General features: G+C 66.8%; 19 protein-coding genes and 1 tRNA gene. 1 reads left to right on the top strand and 19 read right to left on the bottom strand.

The window, feature by feature from the left end; all coding sequences use genetic code 11:
* Positions 1 to 17: 17 nt before the first annotated feature.
* The 10 genes from BJF83_RS18245 to BJF83_RS18200 all read right to left on the bottom strand — a co-directional run bounded on the left by BJF83_RS18245 (position 18) and on the right by BJF83_RS18200 (position 5,653).
* Positions 18 to 425, bottom strand: coding sequence for a hypothetical protein (locus tag BJF83_RS18245; protein WP_075927260.1), 408 nt, complete (start codon positions 423 to 425; stop codon positions 18 to 20).
* A gap of 129 nt (positions 426 to 554) precedes the next feature.
* Positions 555 to 1,445 (bottom strand): hypothetical protein, encoded by an 891-nt coding sequence (locus tag BJF83_RS18240; protein WP_083678595.1) that lies wholly within the window; start codon positions 1,443 to 1,445, stop codon positions 555 to 557.
* Positions 1,442 to 1,660, bottom strand: coding sequence for a hypothetical protein (locus tag BJF83_RS18235; RefSeq protein WP_075927259.1), 219 nt, complete (start codon positions 1,658 to 1,660; stop codon positions 1,442 to 1,444). Before BJF83_RS18235 ends, BJF83_RS18240 begins: the two co-directional genes overlap by 4 nt.
* Positions 1,657 to 2,163, bottom strand: coding sequence for a hypothetical protein (locus BJF83_RS18230; RefSeq protein WP_075927258.1), 507 nt, complete (start codon positions 2,161 to 2,163; stop codon positions 1,657 to 1,659). The genes BJF83_RS18235 and BJF83_RS18230 overlap by 4 nt, the downstream gene beginning before the upstream one ends.
* On the bottom strand, positions 2,163 to 2,531 hold the full coding sequence (locus BJF83_RS18225; protein ID WP_143831961.1) for a hypothetical protein: 369 nt from the start codon (positions 2,529 to 2,531) through the stop codon (positions 2,163 to 2,165). The genes BJF83_RS18230 and BJF83_RS18225 overlap by 1 nt, the downstream gene beginning before the upstream one ends.
* 23 nt (positions 2,532 to 2,554) lie before the next feature.
* Positions 2,555 to 2,911, bottom strand: a complete 357-nt coding sequence (locus tag BJF83_RS18220) for a hypothetical protein (protein WP_075927256.1) — start codon at positions 2,909 to 2,911, stop codon at positions 2,555 to 2,557.
* Positions 2,911 to 3,345, bottom strand: coding sequence for a hypothetical protein (locus BJF83_RS18215; protein ID WP_075927255.1), 435 nt, complete (start codon positions 3,343 to 3,345; stop codon positions 2,911 to 2,913). Before BJF83_RS18215 ends, BJF83_RS18220 begins: the two co-directional genes overlap by 1 nt.
* Positions 3,346 to 3,424: 79 nt before the next feature.
* Positions 3,425 to 4,501 (bottom strand): phage major capsid protein, encoded by a 1,077-nt coding sequence (locus tag BJF83_RS18210; RefSeq protein ID WP_143831960.1) that lies wholly within the window; start codon positions 4,499 to 4,501, stop codon positions 3,425 to 3,427.
* 222 nt (positions 4,502 to 4,723) lie between these two features.
* Positions 4,724 to 5,017: a hypothetical protein gene (locus BJF83_RS18205; RefSeq protein WP_075927253.1), complete on the bottom strand. Its 294-nt coding sequence runs from the start codon at positions 5,015 to 5,017 to the stop codon at positions 4,724 to 4,726.
* Positions 5,018 to 5,020: 3 nt separating this feature from the next.
* On the bottom strand, positions 5,021 to 5,653 hold the full coding sequence (locus BJF83_RS18200) for a hypothetical protein (RefSeq protein ID WP_075927252.1): 633 nt from the start codon (positions 5,651 to 5,653) through the stop codon (positions 5,021 to 5,023).
* On the opposite strand from BJF83_RS18200, the gene BJF83_RS26940 reads away from it, so the two are divergent.
* Positions 5,641 to 5,877 carry a hypothetical protein gene (locus tag BJF83_RS26940; RefSeq protein ID WP_143831959.1) on the top strand — a complete coding sequence of 79 codons (237 nt, stop codon included), beginning with the start codon at positions 5,641 to 5,643 and terminating at the stop codon, positions 5,875 to 5,877. The genes BJF83_RS18200 and BJF83_RS26940 overlap by 13 nt on opposite strands.
* 12 nt (positions 5,878 to 5,889) lie before the next feature.
* On the opposite strand, the gene BJF83_RS18195 is transcribed toward BJF83_RS26940, so the two are convergent.
* From BJF83_RS18195 to BJF83_RS18160, 9 genes are all read right to left on the bottom strand, one after another.
* Positions 5,890 to 7,311, bottom strand: coding sequence for a phage portal protein (locus tag BJF83_RS18195; protein ID WP_143831958.1), 1,422 nt, complete (start codon positions 7,309 to 7,311; stop codon positions 5,890 to 5,892).
* Positions 7,312 to 7,335: 24 nt separating this feature from the next.
* Complete coding sequence (locus tag BJF83_RS18190; protein ID WP_143831957.1) at positions 7,336 to 8,709, bottom strand: hypothetical protein; 1,374 nt, start codon at positions 8,707 to 8,709, stop codon at positions 7,336 to 7,338.
* Positions 8,710 to 8,801: 92 nt separating this feature from the next.
* Positions 8,802 to 9,305: a hypothetical protein gene (locus BJF83_RS18185; RefSeq protein ID WP_143831956.1), complete on the bottom strand. Its 504-nt coding sequence runs from the start codon at positions 9,303 to 9,305 to the stop codon at positions 8,802 to 8,804.
* On the bottom strand, positions 9,302 to 10,054 hold the full coding sequence (locus tag BJF83_RS18180; protein WP_075927248.1) for a hypothetical protein: 753 nt from the start codon (positions 10,052 to 10,054) through the stop codon (positions 9,302 to 9,304). The genes BJF83_RS18185 and BJF83_RS18180 overlap by 4 nt, the downstream gene beginning before the upstream one ends.
* On the bottom strand, positions 10,051 to 10,608 hold the full coding sequence (locus BJF83_RS18175) for a hypothetical protein (RefSeq protein ID WP_075927247.1): 558 nt from the start codon (positions 10,606 to 10,608) through the stop codon (positions 10,051 to 10,053). The genes BJF83_RS18180 and BJF83_RS18175 overlap by 4 nt, the downstream gene beginning before the upstream one ends.
* The gene (locus tag BJF83_RS18170) at positions 10,605 to 11,519 is read right to left on the bottom strand and encodes a ParB N-terminal domain-containing protein (protein WP_075927246.1); all 915 of its coding nucleotides are present in this window, start codon (positions 11,517 to 11,519) and stop codon (positions 10,605 to 10,607) included. Before BJF83_RS18170 ends, BJF83_RS18175 begins: the two co-directional genes overlap by 4 nt.
* A complete protein-coding gene (locus BJF83_RS29545; protein ID WP_394329356.1) occupies positions 11,516 to 11,896 on the bottom strand; it encodes a hypothetical protein in 381 nt (126 codons plus the stop codon). The genes BJF83_RS18170 and BJF83_RS29545 overlap by 4 nt, the downstream gene beginning before the upstream one ends.
* A 32-nt stretch (positions 11,897 to 11,928) precedes the next feature.
* Complete coding sequence (locus BJF83_RS18165) at positions 11,929 to 12,858, bottom strand: hypothetical protein (RefSeq protein WP_262391661.1); 930 nt, start codon at positions 12,856 to 12,858, stop codon at positions 11,929 to 11,931.
* Between the two features lie 33 nt (positions 12,859 to 12,891).
* Positions 12,892 to 12,964 (bottom strand) — tRNA-OTHER (locus tag BJF83_RS18160).
* Positions 12,965 to 13,116: the final 152 nt, after the last annotated feature.

Below are 13,116 nucleotides of genomic sequence, written 5' to 3'. Positions count from 1 at the left end.
CTCGCGCCGCCATCGGGTCAGCGCCGCCCGCCAGCCTTCTGCCGGGGCTTCTTCTTGGGTTCGCGTTTGCGGCCGGTGACGCGCCGGGGGACGCCTTTTCCCTTCGTGTCCCCGAGGGCGTAGAACCGGACCTGTTCACCGATGGCGTCCATGTGCTCCTGGGTGAGCGTGGGGTGGGACCGCAGGACGCTCCACGCGTCAACGCCCAGGACCTCCTTGAGGAGCCACGCCCAGGCGGCCTCCTGGCCGCGTTCGTTGACGACCTCCAGGTAGTCCAGGGCCAGGCTCGCCGGGTACACCTTCGCGATCTCATAGGTGATGCCGTCAAGGGTGAACAGGGGCACCATCTCGACCTCATGGGTGTCGGTGCTGTCGGGCAGCACCAGGCCGAGATCGTCGCTGGTGGTCACGTCGTCTACCGACATGGGGGTGGGCCTTCCTCACGTGACGGTGCCGGCGTCTACCGCCGCAGCCGCCGGCTGGTGTGGGAGGCGCGCGCTTCCCGCGCCCGTGAGGGGGGTTGGCCCGGTGAGGAGGGTGAAGGAGCGGTCGGGTCACGGGGTGGGGGCGGCGGGGATGCCTTCCGAGACCCGGTACGGCTTGATGTTGGTGGCCACGAAGTGGCCGTGGACCTCCACTGGGTAGAGGCTCATGCCGTCCTTGGAGTAGGAGGTGCTGGTCTCCGCCACGTTGAGGGTTCGGCGGATGACACACCGGCGCCGCTGGTGGGCGGGTCCCCACCCGTCCAGCAGAAGGGCGGAGTAGTGGGGCTGGGCGAGCTCACGGCCGGTCGCCGGTTCGTAGGACTTCACGCCGTTGCCGGTGGTGGTGGTGCCGCCGTTCTGGGTGCGGCGCAGGTTCTCCAGGGTCAGCTCGGCCAGGTTCGTTGCCACGGACACGTCGCGCTTGGTGGCGCGCCGTTCGACGGTGTCCAGCTCCTGGTCGACTTCCAATTCGAAGTACTCGATCGACACGTTCAGGGTGATGCCGTCGTTGGTGCCGCCCAACCCCTCCCACTCGTTGGCGACGGCGGTCAGGTCGACATCGAGGTTGATCTCGTCGTCGGAGGGTTCGCTGGCTCCGACTTCGGCCGACCACAGCTCGCCCGCCCCCGAGGTCAGGTTGCGGGGCTCCACGATCACAGCCATCTCAGGTGCCTTCGTGTTGGTGCGGGCCCGGGCCGATCGGGGCTCTGCGGTGCCGGTGTCCTGTTCGCGGGTGGGCGGTGGGGACTTGTCGGCGGTGTCTTGTCCCCCAATGGCCGGTGGGTCCTCTATGGGGAGGGGCTTTCCGTCGGCGTCGCGCAGGTAGCCCTGGCGGCGCAGCGACTTCGCGACGCGCTCGGGGACGATCTGCTCGGGTGGGTTGAACGGCACCCGCACCCGGACGTGGCCGGGCGGGATGCCCTCGTCACCGGCCCCGGCCGTGGTTGGTGTGGTGGTCATCGGAACTGCCTCCTGTCCAGGGGGAACGTGATGCCTTCGCAGCCGGGCATGAACTGGACCGGCAACGTCTCGGCGGGGTTGATGCGAATCGGTTCGACCCGCAGGTTCGGGAACAGCCACTCCAGCTCGGCACGGTTGGTGTGGGTCACAACCAGGCCGCCGCTGGTGATGCGCTGGCCAGTGGTGTCGCCAATGAGGCAGTACAGGCCGCTCACCGTTGCCCCCTCGGGGCGGGGTCGCGCACCCACCGCAGCGCCAGGTCGAACTCGTAGCCGACGTGGTGCGACGACTCCCCCTGGACTTCCAGCGGGTCTCCGGTCGCGTAGGCGGAGAACACGCGGACGTCCTCGTAGCCGGGCCGGGTCGCGATCGGCCCCAGGAAGCGGCGCTCGTAGGTGGCGTGGATGATGACGACCGCGAGGTCGTTGGCCTTGCCCCACTGCGGCTTCTTGGAGTGCAGGCTGGCTGCCCAGCAGGTAAGGGTGACCACCGGTTCGTTCACGGGCAGGTCCATCATCGGGCCGCCGCCCGCACCGATCCCGACCTGCACGAACCCGTGCTCGACCCACGGCTCGTAGTTCACGGCACCGTCCTGGGTGGTGGGCAGCGCGGTGTTGATCTGCTCGGCCGGCAGGCCCGGGATGGTCTTGAGCCAGTCGATCGCGACCCGGGTGGTCGTGGGCAGGAACCCTGTCGGCACGGGCTGGGAGTAGGCCATCAGGTCACATCCGGGAGGGTGCGGCGCTGGTACAACGCCTTCCTCAGGAACGGGTTGGCCTTCGTGCCGGGGTGGTGTACCCGAGCCACCGGGTGACGGGCGCCAGGCCAGTACAACGCCTTCTTGTTGCGCGGCAGGATCGTGTGCGGGCGGGTCCCATCGTGGTGATAACGCCAGTAGCGGGTGCCGACGGTGACCCGGTTGTCCTGCACGCGGATCGTGGAGCGGAGCCGACCAGTGCGCACGCCCACGTAGCGGCGGGCATCCGCGGCGACGGCGTGCGCCAGCCGGTTCTCGGTGCGGTCGATGTGCGGCTGGAGATCCTTCTCCCAACCGGGCTCCATAACGATGCGTGCCTGTTGCGCCATGGCGGTTCCTCCTCTCCTGGCGGTCAGCGGACCCGGGTCAGTTGCAGCCGGGTGTGCGCCCACCCGGCGAACCCGGTGGGGGTGTGGATCTCGTCGATGACGAACCGGTCACCGGTGCGGTCGTCACGGATCTGGTCGGTGTGAACGATGTCCAGGTCCCGACGGACCCGAGCCGTCCAGGTGGTCACCTCGGTCCACCGGCGCTCGTTGGGCTGCCACTGGCGGACCGTCTCCTGCTGGAGGGCCGCACGAACACCGGACAGGTGCACCGGTTCCTGCCCTCGAGGCAGGTCGACCGGGTCTCCCCACGCGTTGGTGGGCGAGTCCTCCCCCGACGGGGTGCGCAGCACCGTGATCCGGGTGTGGGCGTGGTAGGTCATCAGCGGAATCCCCGCACATCGCGCCACCGCGGGTCGAAGGTGTCGTAGTCCCAGTCGTCACGCCACCGCGCCACCCGTTTGCGATGGGCGACCCGCCGAGTGCGAGTGCCCCGCCACGACAGGCGACGCAGCGCCCGGTGCGCCAGCGGCGCCAGCAGACCAGCGTTGGCATGGGAGAAGTCCACATCGACGCCGTCCTGGCGGATGATGTCGGCGTCCACGTTGGTGAACACGTCGGGGTGCTCGCCCATGAACACGGTCTGGTAGGCCACAGCCGCGCGCAGTCGTTTGCGGTCGCGCGCGCCGATCGTTGTGGAGTCCAGGTCCGCGCCCGACATCAGCTCGATGAGGTGCTCGGCTCGGAGCACCTGCCCTTCGGTCGCGTCGAACCCGGTGATGGCCTTGACGTGCTCAACGGTTGCCCACGCGCCCATGCATCCTCCTCTGTGGCCAGGGCCCGTCCCGCACACACGGGATTTCTGGCTGTGTGCGGGACGGTGCAGCGGATCCGCCCTACGGTTCGGGGTCCGGGGCGGGACCGACCTCCTCCAGGACCGCCCACGCCTTGGGGTGCGCCAACGCGAACCCGCGCCTGGACCGGAACTTCACAGCCGCCTCGTCGCGGTCGTCTTGGGCGCGGGCTTCGCTGAACAGGGTGCGAAGCCCTTCGCGCCGCCCCAGGCGCAGGGCGCGTCTGGACCCGAAGAACAGCAGCGGGTTCCCGGCCGGTTCCTGCGAGGCGGTGGGGTGGGTGCGGGAACCGTGCGTCCACGCGATCCGGTACCCGTAGAGGGTGTCGTAGGGGTTCCCGGACCGGTCGATCGCCGCAGTCTCCTTGAAGATCGGATCCCCGTGGGAGTTCGTGGAGGTGCGCATGACGTCCTTGAAGGACGGGTCGGCAATGATCAGCGACTCAGCTGGGGAGAAGTACCGGCCGGTCTCCACCTTGGAGACCATCGCGGAGGACCTCTCGAAGAAGCTGCTGCCGTCCGGCCCGGTGGTCGCGATGCCGCGGGAGCCGTCCCAGGGCACGTAGTGGTCGTCCGCGGTGTACCCGAGGTCTGGGTTGGCGGTGTGTGAGGTGCGCAGCGTCCGGTACACGGACGTGAACGGCCGCTCGTCGGAGTCGATGTCGGACTCGGCTTCGGTGACGCCAAGACAGGCGTGGTCGACCGCGGTGGCGTAGCTGATCGCGTAGTCGATCTCGGTGGCGCCCAGCACGTCGATGAGCGCTTCGGCGTCGGACAGGTCGTCCTCGTCCAAGGCGACTCGGGAGATGATCTTGCGTGCCTTCAAGAAGTACGAGGACTTCTCGCTGTCGTCGTCGGTGTAAGTGCGGCCGAACCGGACCCGTAGCCCCTCGGAGCGGGGCACGGCCTTGGTGCGGGTGGACATCGGCACCGGTGCGGCCTCGCGCTCGATCACCGACTCCTGCATGACGCGCTGCCACACCTCGGAGTCGTACTCGACCGGGGTCCAGTCGTCGAGGTCGGCGGGCGCAGCGCCGGCGTACAGGTGGATGGGGTCGCCGTTGGCGCGCAACCCCAGGAACACACCCGGCGGTGCCGGGTCGCAAACAGCGCGGGACATCGGATAACCCCCAGAGAGTCAGCCCGCGGATGGTGGACGTGCCCTCACGGGCTGCCTGTGTGTCCTCACGGACCGCCCGACACCTGGGGTGTCTACGGGTTGGTTGAGTCCCGTGCTCTATCTGGGGGGTGTGCGCTCACGCGCTTCCTGACGCCGCCGCACTGGGCGACATCTGCCCGGATCATAACCGCAATGCACGATTCTGTGGTTTCTCATGTGCTCTCAGCACAAATTGCGTCCCCGCCCTGTCAGGGCGGGGACGCAGTGGGATCGGCGCTGGTAGTCAGTCCCAGTAGTGCAGAAGCCTTCGGAGTCGCCGCCTTCAGCCACGATGCGGGCCAGCATGATGGTGGCGTGGGCGTTGGCCGCGGTGAAGTGCGAAGTCGCCTGGGCTGCGAGCGCCGCTTGTTGGGCGGTGGAGTGTGCCTCGCGGGCCTCGGTCTGTAACCGGCGGCCGACGGCCATGTGTTCGGGGCCGGTGAGGATCGGGATGTCGTCGAATCCGGAAGAGACCATGGGTCAGGTGCGCTTCCCGAATGCCTGCTGGGCCAAGCCCTCCTTCCAGGTCTTAGGTTTGGGGGCCTTGGGAGTCTGCTTGGAGCCCCCAACGTCACCGGTCGAGCCCCGACCGTCCCCCTTGGAGTCGGCCCCCTTGCCCCCGCCGCGACGGCGCGACGTGCGGAACCACTCGGGGAACTCCTCTTTGATGGACGTGACCTGCTCGTCCATGCCGATGACGTTGCCTTCGTCGTCGAGGTCGACGTCGTCGATGTCGATGAGTTTCATGACCCTGCTCATGTCGGTGCCGGTCCACCCGGCGTCGGCCAGGGCAGCTCGGGCCGCGGTGCGGCCGACTCCGCGTTTCCACTTCATCTCGGTACGGGCCTCGGCGCGCTCGGCCGCGGTCTTGATCCGCTTCTCGTACGCCTGGCGGAATCCGTCGACGTCGATCTCGTCGTCACTGTCCTCGGCCTTGTCGGTTTTGGTCTTGGGCTTCTTGCGGAGGGTCGGCTCCTCCTCAGGTTCGTCGTCCTCATCGTCGTTCTGGATAGCTCGCCCGTGCGGGGGTCGATGCCAGCCTTCTCCAGGTAGCCGCGCCGCTTGGCAGACTCCCGGTTCGCCTTGCGGAGCTTGCGCTGGTGCTCTTCCCACTCCTTGAGTGTGAAGGTCACCGTCTCCTCCCGGTCACCATCGTCGTCGGCAGCGTCCTTGTCAGCGTCGTCCGTGCCTTCGTCACCGACCTTGGCCGCAGAGTCGCCGTCCTTGTCCCCGTCGTCATCTCCGCCTCCGGCGACGAACGGCAGCAGCGTGCCGTCAGAGAACCGGTTCCACAGGCCTTCGTCGGTGACTTCGACACCCACCCACTGAGCTGGTGAGGGTGCATGTGCTCATGCGGTCTTGCCTTTCTCCTGGGTGATCGATCCCTGGACCAGGTGCATCAGCCGGTCCATGATCTGGTTGGCCTCCTGGCGGCTCATGACGCCCACCGCCACCGCCGAGGACAACTCGTTGAGCATGCGAATGACTCGCTCCGCGCGGGCGAGCTCCACATCGACGGGATCCTCCTCAGCGACGGTGGGGCCAGCCGGGGCCCACGACACCGTCACGTGAGCGTCCTCGATGCCCAAGAGCCACAGGGCGTGCTCCAGGGCGTCCTTGAGGGCGCCGGTGTAGCGGTCCTGGCGCTCCAGGACCTTGGACGTGAGGGGTTCACGGGCGACCTTAAGGGACTCCCCCGACACCTGGCCGCGCAACTGGGGGTCCATCAACGACAGCGGAGTGTTGGTGGTCTGGGAGATGGAGCGGACGTACCAGTCCTTGAGGGCGATGAACCCGGTTGGGTTGGCGGCCGCGAACTCACCCACGGACCTGTAGCCGTCCAGGTCCCAGAATGCGCCGGGTTCGTCGCGCAGCCGAGGCCGGGTGTCGTCGTCCTCATCGTCGAGGTCGTCCGGGTCGGTGGGTAGGAGCCGTCGTCCGTCGGGGTCGTCGGCCGACAGCTCGTCGCGGGTGTCGTCCGCAGTGGGGTCGATGAGCCCGTAGCGGGTCGGGAAACCGAGCCGGTCAATGCTCGCGACCGAGGTGATCACGAGTTTGTTGATGATGAGCTGGGCGGTGTACGCCCAGTAGTGCTCGGGGTAAGGCAGCCGGAAGTGGAACAGCGGCACCCCGTAACTGTGGTCCATCTCGTGAACGAAGGTCCACGACTTCGCGAGAGAGCAGTCCGTGCCTGGCCGGGTCTCGTAGTACTCGATGCGGCCTGCGGGGTAGTAGATGCGGGCCTGGTGGACCTCCGCGCCTCGGGCGCGGTCAGAGCACCACATCTTCACCGCGAAGTCCACCTCCGCGGGCCGGTCCTCTGCGTAGACCAGGTGGATGGTGCGCGGGGCGTTCACAATGACGTCAACGTCCTCGACCCCGCCGTCCTCGTCCAGGACGGGCCACACGAACAAGTACCCGTCCTTGAGCTGAGACACGTCCTTCCACAGGTTCGGGAGTTGCCGGTCGAGTTTGTTGCGGGACCAGATCCGGTCGAGGGCAGCTTGGGCCTCCTTGTGGGGGCGGCCGTCGTCGTCTACGGCGGACACGGAGGTGACACGCAGCCGACCCACCACTTCATCGACCGGTGTTTTCGCGAAGTTCAGGTTCTTGAGGTCATGGAGCTGCGATTCACGAAGGAGCTGGCGGACCTTCGCGCTCGAGTAGATCTCCTGCGGGCGTCCCTCGTAGAACACGGTCGCCTCGTCGTAGCCCTTGCGGGCCTCATCGAGTTCCGCGAGGGCGTACAGCAGATCGGTGGACCCGGGCATGGTCAGCACCTCCCTTCTTGGGTGTCAGGCACGTCGGCGGGCACCGACCTTGCGCTTTCCGTTCAGGGGCGGGTGCAAGGCGGCGTCACCCATGGCAATGGCGTCAATGACGTCGTCATGAGTGACCATGGGGTAGGCGTACATCTGCTCCTCAGCAGCGAGGATCGGGCCGTCGTGCAGGACACGTCCGAGCTGGTAGCGGTTCAACAACCACGCGAACCGGACCTCCTTGTTGAGAGTCGTGGACCGGAGCAGCACCTTCACCGGCAGACCCGCGAACGCGAGATTCCACAGGTCACCGCCTTGATTGGACTCGATGCGGATGGCAGACACGTCCGGGTACTCGACGAGTAGCCGCTCGACGAGGCGCTTCATCGGTTCGCCGTGCGCAACCCGGTACCCCGCAGCATGGCGAACGATCGTCTTCGTCCCAGAGCGGGACAGGATCGCGATGCCGGTCTCGTCGCTACCGTCGTTGCTGGTCACCGCCGGGTCGATCGACATGATGGTGCGCTGGGACAAGTACGCTCCGGCGCGGCGGATATCGCCCTCGGCCCACCAAGTGCCGTCCATCGCCATCGGCTTGTTTAGGAAGTTCTTGAAGAACGACCTCGTATGCTGGATCGCTTTCAGGAACTCCAGCGGCCACTTCTCCGGCCACAGGGAGCGTTCGGTTCCGTCGTCGTCGCGCAGGATCGGCAAGTAGTGGTGGACACGCCAGTTGTCCTCGCTGATCCAGTCCTGGGGATCCTCGCGGTGGCGGACGAGCTGGTGGATGATGCTGCCAACTCGCACAACGGTGCCGACCAGCAGCACTCTGGCGCGTAGGTTCATCGGTAGCGCCGCTTCGCGCACCGTCTTGAGGCGTTTGTCGACGGCGGCCGGTGAGTAGTTGCTCTCGTCGGGTTCGATGTCATCGAACAGCAACAGATCCGGACGGTGCGCGCCGACCTTCAACCCCAACGTCTTGGCGTCGATGCCCTTCGCAACGAACACGAATCCGGACTGCGCCTGGTACATGTCCTTGCGGTCGGTTTTGGCATGACGTCCCGTCCCGGAGGAGCACAGTTCCGGGTAGTCGGCGCGCAGCAACGCGTTGCTGCGCAGCTCCTCGCGGAACGTCGCCAGGTGGTTCTCAGCCTGCCATGCTGAGTCAGCGAACGCCGCCACAAACCGCAGGTGCCCGTGGGAGGCTGCCCACATCGGCAGGAAGAGGAAGCACCACGTGGACTTGGCTGCGTCTCGGGGTGCGATGATCGCGTCTCGCTCCTCCGCTGGCCTCGTCACCGTCTCGACCCAGTTGCTCGCCATTTCCGCGAGGTCGCGGTGGAAATCGGACAGTGTCACCTGCCCTTGGATTCTCATGTGGTGGGAGAAGTACATGACGGCGAAGCGCAACGGGTCGTTTCGGGTGATGCGTCGCCGGATCTCAGAGGCGGTGTCGGGGTCCCTCTCGGGGTGGGCGAGTAGGTCTTGAACGCGTGGGTGCATCAACCGCCCCCAGCCCAGGGGGGTGTGGCGGTCAGGTACGCGACGAGGTCGGGGTTGTCACGCAGAATGGCGAGGAGAGGCCCTGACATCGAGTTGACGGTGCTCTCCTCGATGTCATCGACTTCGGCCTTGGCGTCCTCGTTGGGGTCCCGGCCGGACACGCGAAGGCACATGTGCAGGAGTTCGTGCAGAAGCGTCTCGGCCTCGAAGTCAGGTCCGGCACCGGGAGCCAGGACGATGCGCTGCTGTTCGGCATCGCTGTACCCAGAGAGGGGGCCGTCGCGTTCTTCACTGGCAGCATCGATCGCGCCCTGGTCAATCAGGACCTGGAGGTGGAGGTGACCGACGCGTACCCGGTCGGGGACCCTCCGCGGGACGGTGGGCATGACGAGCCTCCCAGGGACAGGCGCGGCCATGAGCAGACCGCTGTCCGCGGGGAGCTGGTTGTCCCGAGAGGGCGGGGCCTGGTGCGTTCGGCGTTCGCTGTCGCGGCAGTCGCTCACCGGTACCCCCTGAAGGTGTATCGGTGTGGGTGACCGGGCGTCGGCCGGTACTCCGCTGTTCGGCCAGCGCTCTCATGTAAGCGTGGTGGCATCAGCACATGTAGTGGCCGGTCCGGGTGCTCTGCGATCACCGTGCGGCCTCGCGCGGGTCCGTCGGCAAGAGTCACGTCGATCGGTCCTGTCCGTGCCTCCTCCGACACCACGACTTCGACCCGTACACCGGCCTGGGTGGACACCAGGGCACGCTCGATCCGAGCGTCGGCCAGCGTCTCGGGGACGCGCTCCATCACTGTGGCCACGGTCAACGCCACCGTCTCATGCTGGTCAAGGCTAGGGGCCACAGTGGCTGAGGCGGACCACACCCGCCGGTACCCATCCGGACACAGGACTGCTGGTCTGGCAGAGGGATCGGGAACAGCGAGCTCAGTTGGTCCCAGAGTGGTGACGGAGAGCAAGGCCACCGCAGGGCGCAACTCCACCTCCATCACCCGCACCGCGACGGCGTCGTATCGGGTGTGCAGGACAGGGACAGCGACAGGGGCTCGACCTTGGTCGGACACGATGCGTCGGAGCACGCCGATGTCCGCGACGGCGATATCGGTGCTCCACCACCGATCCCCCATGCGCTGGCATGGCTGTTCGTAGAGCGCCTCGACCGGTTCACGGCTGAAGGCGCCAGGCAGCGCCACGATGGCGTCGGTCGTCTCGCCACCCCAGTCCATCGTGGCGATCTCGTACTGGCTGGTCACCGGTGGCCCCCCTCAACAGCGTCCATCTGGTCCAGCAACGAAAGGATGTCGCGATCCAGCTTGGTCTCGTCGCTGGTGATGCTGACGTTCGCGTCGACAGCGACGGCCGGGCCCAAGAGCTGGCGTCGGTGGCGCATCACGGCATCGAACAACCGGATGAAGTCGCCGTCGCTCAACTGGCGCGGGTCCATCGACATCAGCCTTTGGGCGATCTTCCCGGCGGCCGCGTTGAGGATCTTCGCGTCGGCGTCGGCCGCTTCGACGCACTTCTCCCGCCACACCAGCTCACGGATTCCGTCGCGGTGACGATCATGGGCAGCGGCGCGCTGAAGCCACAGCCGGGCCGCGGCGACCGCACGGATGTAGGAGGGGTTCTTCTTGAGGTCGTCCGCGGTTCCCGCCATGGTGCGGCCGCGACCGGAATCCAGGAAGTGCCGGAACCACGCGTACTGGGGTTCGGTCTCGCCGGGCTGCTGTTCCCACGGGTCACGCTCAGGGTGCAGGACGGTGGGCGCCAGCGTGCGACGCTGAGGCTTCTTGGTTCTGCTGCTCATGGGCTTTCACCCACGTAGGCGCGGGCGAGGTCAGTCATCATCTGCCACGGCCGGTCGTCGGGGATCGAGCCGTTCTTTCGCGCCTGCTTGAGGGCGCGGATGATCACAGCGGCATCTTCTGCGGGCAGAGTCCGCGACCCGAACACCGTTTCCCACCCGACCTGCTTGGTGTGGACGTGGTCGCCCTGCGGGTCGAGGTATCCGTCCTGGAGGTCACCGATGTGAGCCTCGAACACGGCGAGGATGATGCCGAGTGCGGTCGCGACGTTGCCGACGTTGTGGGCGTTCTGGGTGCTCGTGAGGGCGTCCAGGACCGGTTCGTAGTCGGAGTAGGCAGCCAGCCAGGTGGCGTTCGCTCCGGCGCGGGCGAGGTCAAGCGCCTCGCGGGCACGCTCCAGCTCGGGTGGCAGGAAGACCAGGGACACCGTCGCGAAGTCGAGGTTCGCTTCGCTGAGGCCTTCGAGGTTGACCTCGTCCAGGAGGGCGAGTTGGGCATCATCCAAACCCGCGTAGGTGCGCCAGTCGACGTCCTCGATGGAGTTGTACAGCTGGACGAGGGTCGCGGGGTCGTCGTCACCGGTGATCGCGTTGTGCGAGAGCTGCTTGGCGATCAGCTCATCCCTCGTGAGGGTCTCGCTGATCAGCAGAACGTCAATCTCGGTGAGGCCAGCCACCACAGCGGCATCACACCGATGGTTGCCCGACAGGATCAGTTCGGCACCCTCGGCGTAATCGCCACCGCCGTACACCAGGGGTACTGAGGTGAGGCAGCCATCTGCCCGGATGTTCTCGACGAGCTGGTCGAACTCCTCCTTCCTCTGAAAGTGGGCGTTGACTTCCAGGCGGGTGAGTGCGGACGGGTCGCGGCGCACGATCCTGGGGCGGATGCGCGGGCCCTCGGTGCTGGTCATCGGGCGTTCTTCGCGTGCTTGCGCTTCCACAGGTCCAAGGTGGCAGTGAGGTTGTATCTCCCGATGGGTCCGCCGTACTGGAGCTGGAACTCGTGGATTCCGTCGGCGCCCGGTGTGGTGCGTTTCTGGAGTTTCGCTCCAGGGATGCCGCGCCCGTACTTCGCTGAGTTGGGGCGGTTCGTGAACGCAGTTGTGGACCAGCCGGTGATGCGCTTGGACAGTGCCCGCTGCAGCAGCACCTGGGATTCCTGGCTGATCGCCGCCATCACGATCAGTTTGGACATGCGCCGGTACCGCGTCCACGACACCGGAAAGTCCGACATGAGGTAGGCGGTCGCGGGGTCAAATTTCGGGGGCAGCCACGCGAACGCTCCCAGGAGCCGACCGTCGACGGCGACTCCGCACGCGATCAGCGGAGATCCTGGCAGGATCTCTTCGACATGAACTGTGACCTGATCTGCGCGAACTGGCCACCGGTGAGCGGATGGATCGTCAACCGGTCCCCGATCTCCTCGTCAGCACCGATCTTCGGCATCGGGATGGGTTCAGTGGCCTGGCGGGGGCGGACGATCCGCCGTTGCCCGGAGGCGGCGTACACGTAGATGGGCAGGCCCCGGTTGGCGGTCTGCACCTTCCCTGCCAGATATTCACGCAGTTCGGGGCGTTCCACGTGCAGGCCCAGCACCCAGTTCGGCCGGTCGTGGACCTGCTCGATGATCTGTTCTTTGCCGTCCTCATCCAGATCGCGCCAATCCGGTTCGGGCCAGTCGAAGAACTTGCCGTGTGCTGCGAACTGCGCTTGGTAGTCGCCGCTGTAGAACGGCGGGAACATCACCACCGGGGCTTCGGAGGGAACCTCATCGAGGAAGTCCCGGACGTCCCCGGCATAGAAGCTGGCGAGGCGGACGGTGAGCGCTTCCAGCTTGGCCGACGTTTTGGCATGCATGTCAGGCCACTGCTCACGGGTCCCGGCGACCATCCGCTCGTAGTACGTGCCGAACTTACCGACCATGGGCAGGAGCCGGGTGCCGAGCATGAGTGTGGCCAGGGTGTCTGCGGGGGTGTCCAGGTAGGGTCTGAGCCATCCGAGGACGTCCTCGTGTTCCTCGCGCAGGGTGAAGGGGGGAGGTTCCCCGGCCAGGAACCAGCCGAGGGCGCAGCTATACGCGGTGATGTCGTTGCCGTGGACCCGCCGGTCACTGCCGAAGCGAGCGTGCAGGGTGCGTTCGATGGTGAAGTTCCCCGAGCAGCCGACGTAGATGTCGGTGCCGTCGGGCCAGGCCCCGGCGTGCTCGTGGATGAGTGAGCGGAGGGGAGCGGGAATCGAGCCGTGGAACATAGGGGTCCTCCCGCTCTGTGCCTCCCCTGCTGGTGGAGCGTCGACCAGGACTCGAACCTGGGCCTCCCCGCGGATGCGGGACGTGCTGCCGCAGCACCTCCGACGCGCTGTGCGCCCACATCATAACCAGAGCTTATGAATCACCCCTTTCTCATGTGCCTAAGAGCTCATCTCAAAAGTCCTGCGAGATGACTCCGAGCCTGGCATGATCACGGACTGTGAGTGACGTGTTGCCCGATGGGCTCTGGGAGATCGTCC

It is taken from the genome of Nocardiopsis sp. CNR-923, from assembly GCF_001942255.1.
Lineage (GTDB): Bacteria > Actinomycetota > Actinomycetes > Streptosporangiales > Streptosporangiaceae > Nocardiopsis.
The sequence above is the reverse complement of the archived record's forward strand: the minus strand, read 5'-3'. Positions and strand labels throughout refer to the sequence as shown.

Coding starts and splice junctions, on each gene's coding strand:
- BJF83_RS18245 (WP_075927260.1), bottom strand. CDS start 425: ATGTCGGTAGACGACGTGACCACCAGCGACGATCTCGGCCTGGTGCTG.
- BJF83_RS18220 (WP_075927256.1), bottom strand. CDS start 2,911: ATGACCTACCACGCCCACACCCGGATCACGGTGCTGCGCACCCCGTCG.
- BJF83_RS18210 (WP_143831960.1), bottom strand. CDS start 4,501: ATGTCCCGCGCTGTTTGCGACCCGGCACCGCCGGGTGTGTTCCTGGGG.
- BJF83_RS18175 (WP_075927247.1), bottom strand. CDS start 10,608: ATGAGCAGCAGAACCAAGAAGCCTCAGCGTCGCACGCTGGCGCCCACC.
- BJF83_RS18170 (WP_075927246.1), bottom strand. CDS start 11,519: ATGACCAGCACCGAGGGCCCGCGCATCCGCCCCAGGATCGTGCGCCGC.
- BJF83_RS18165 (WP_262391661.1), bottom strand. CDS start 12,858: ATGTTCCACGGCTCGATTCCCGCTCCCCTCCGCTCACTCATCCACGAG.
- BJF83_RS18195 (WP_143831958.1), bottom strand. CDS start 7,311: ATGCCCGGGTCCACCGATCTGCTGTACGCCCTCGCGGAACTCGATGAG.
- BJF83_RS18215 (WP_075927255.1), bottom strand. CDS start 3,345: ATGGGCGCGTGGGCAACCGTTGAGCACGTCAAGGCCATCACCGGGTTC.
- BJF83_RS18230 (WP_075927258.1), bottom strand. CDS start 2,163: ATGGCCTACTCCCAGCCCGTGCCGACAGGGTTCCTGCCCACGACCACC.
- BJF83_RS18240 (WP_083678595.1), bottom strand. CDS start 1,445: ATGACCACCACACCAACCACGGCCGGGGCCGGTGACGAGGGCATCCCG.
- BJF83_RS18205 (WP_075927253.1), bottom strand. CDS start 5,017: ATGGTCTCTTCCGGATTCGACGACATCCCGATCCTCACCGGCCCCGAA.
- BJF83_RS18225 (WP_143831961.1), bottom strand. CDS start 2,531: ATGGCGCAACAGGCACGCATCGTTATGGAGCCCGGTTGGGAGAAGGAT.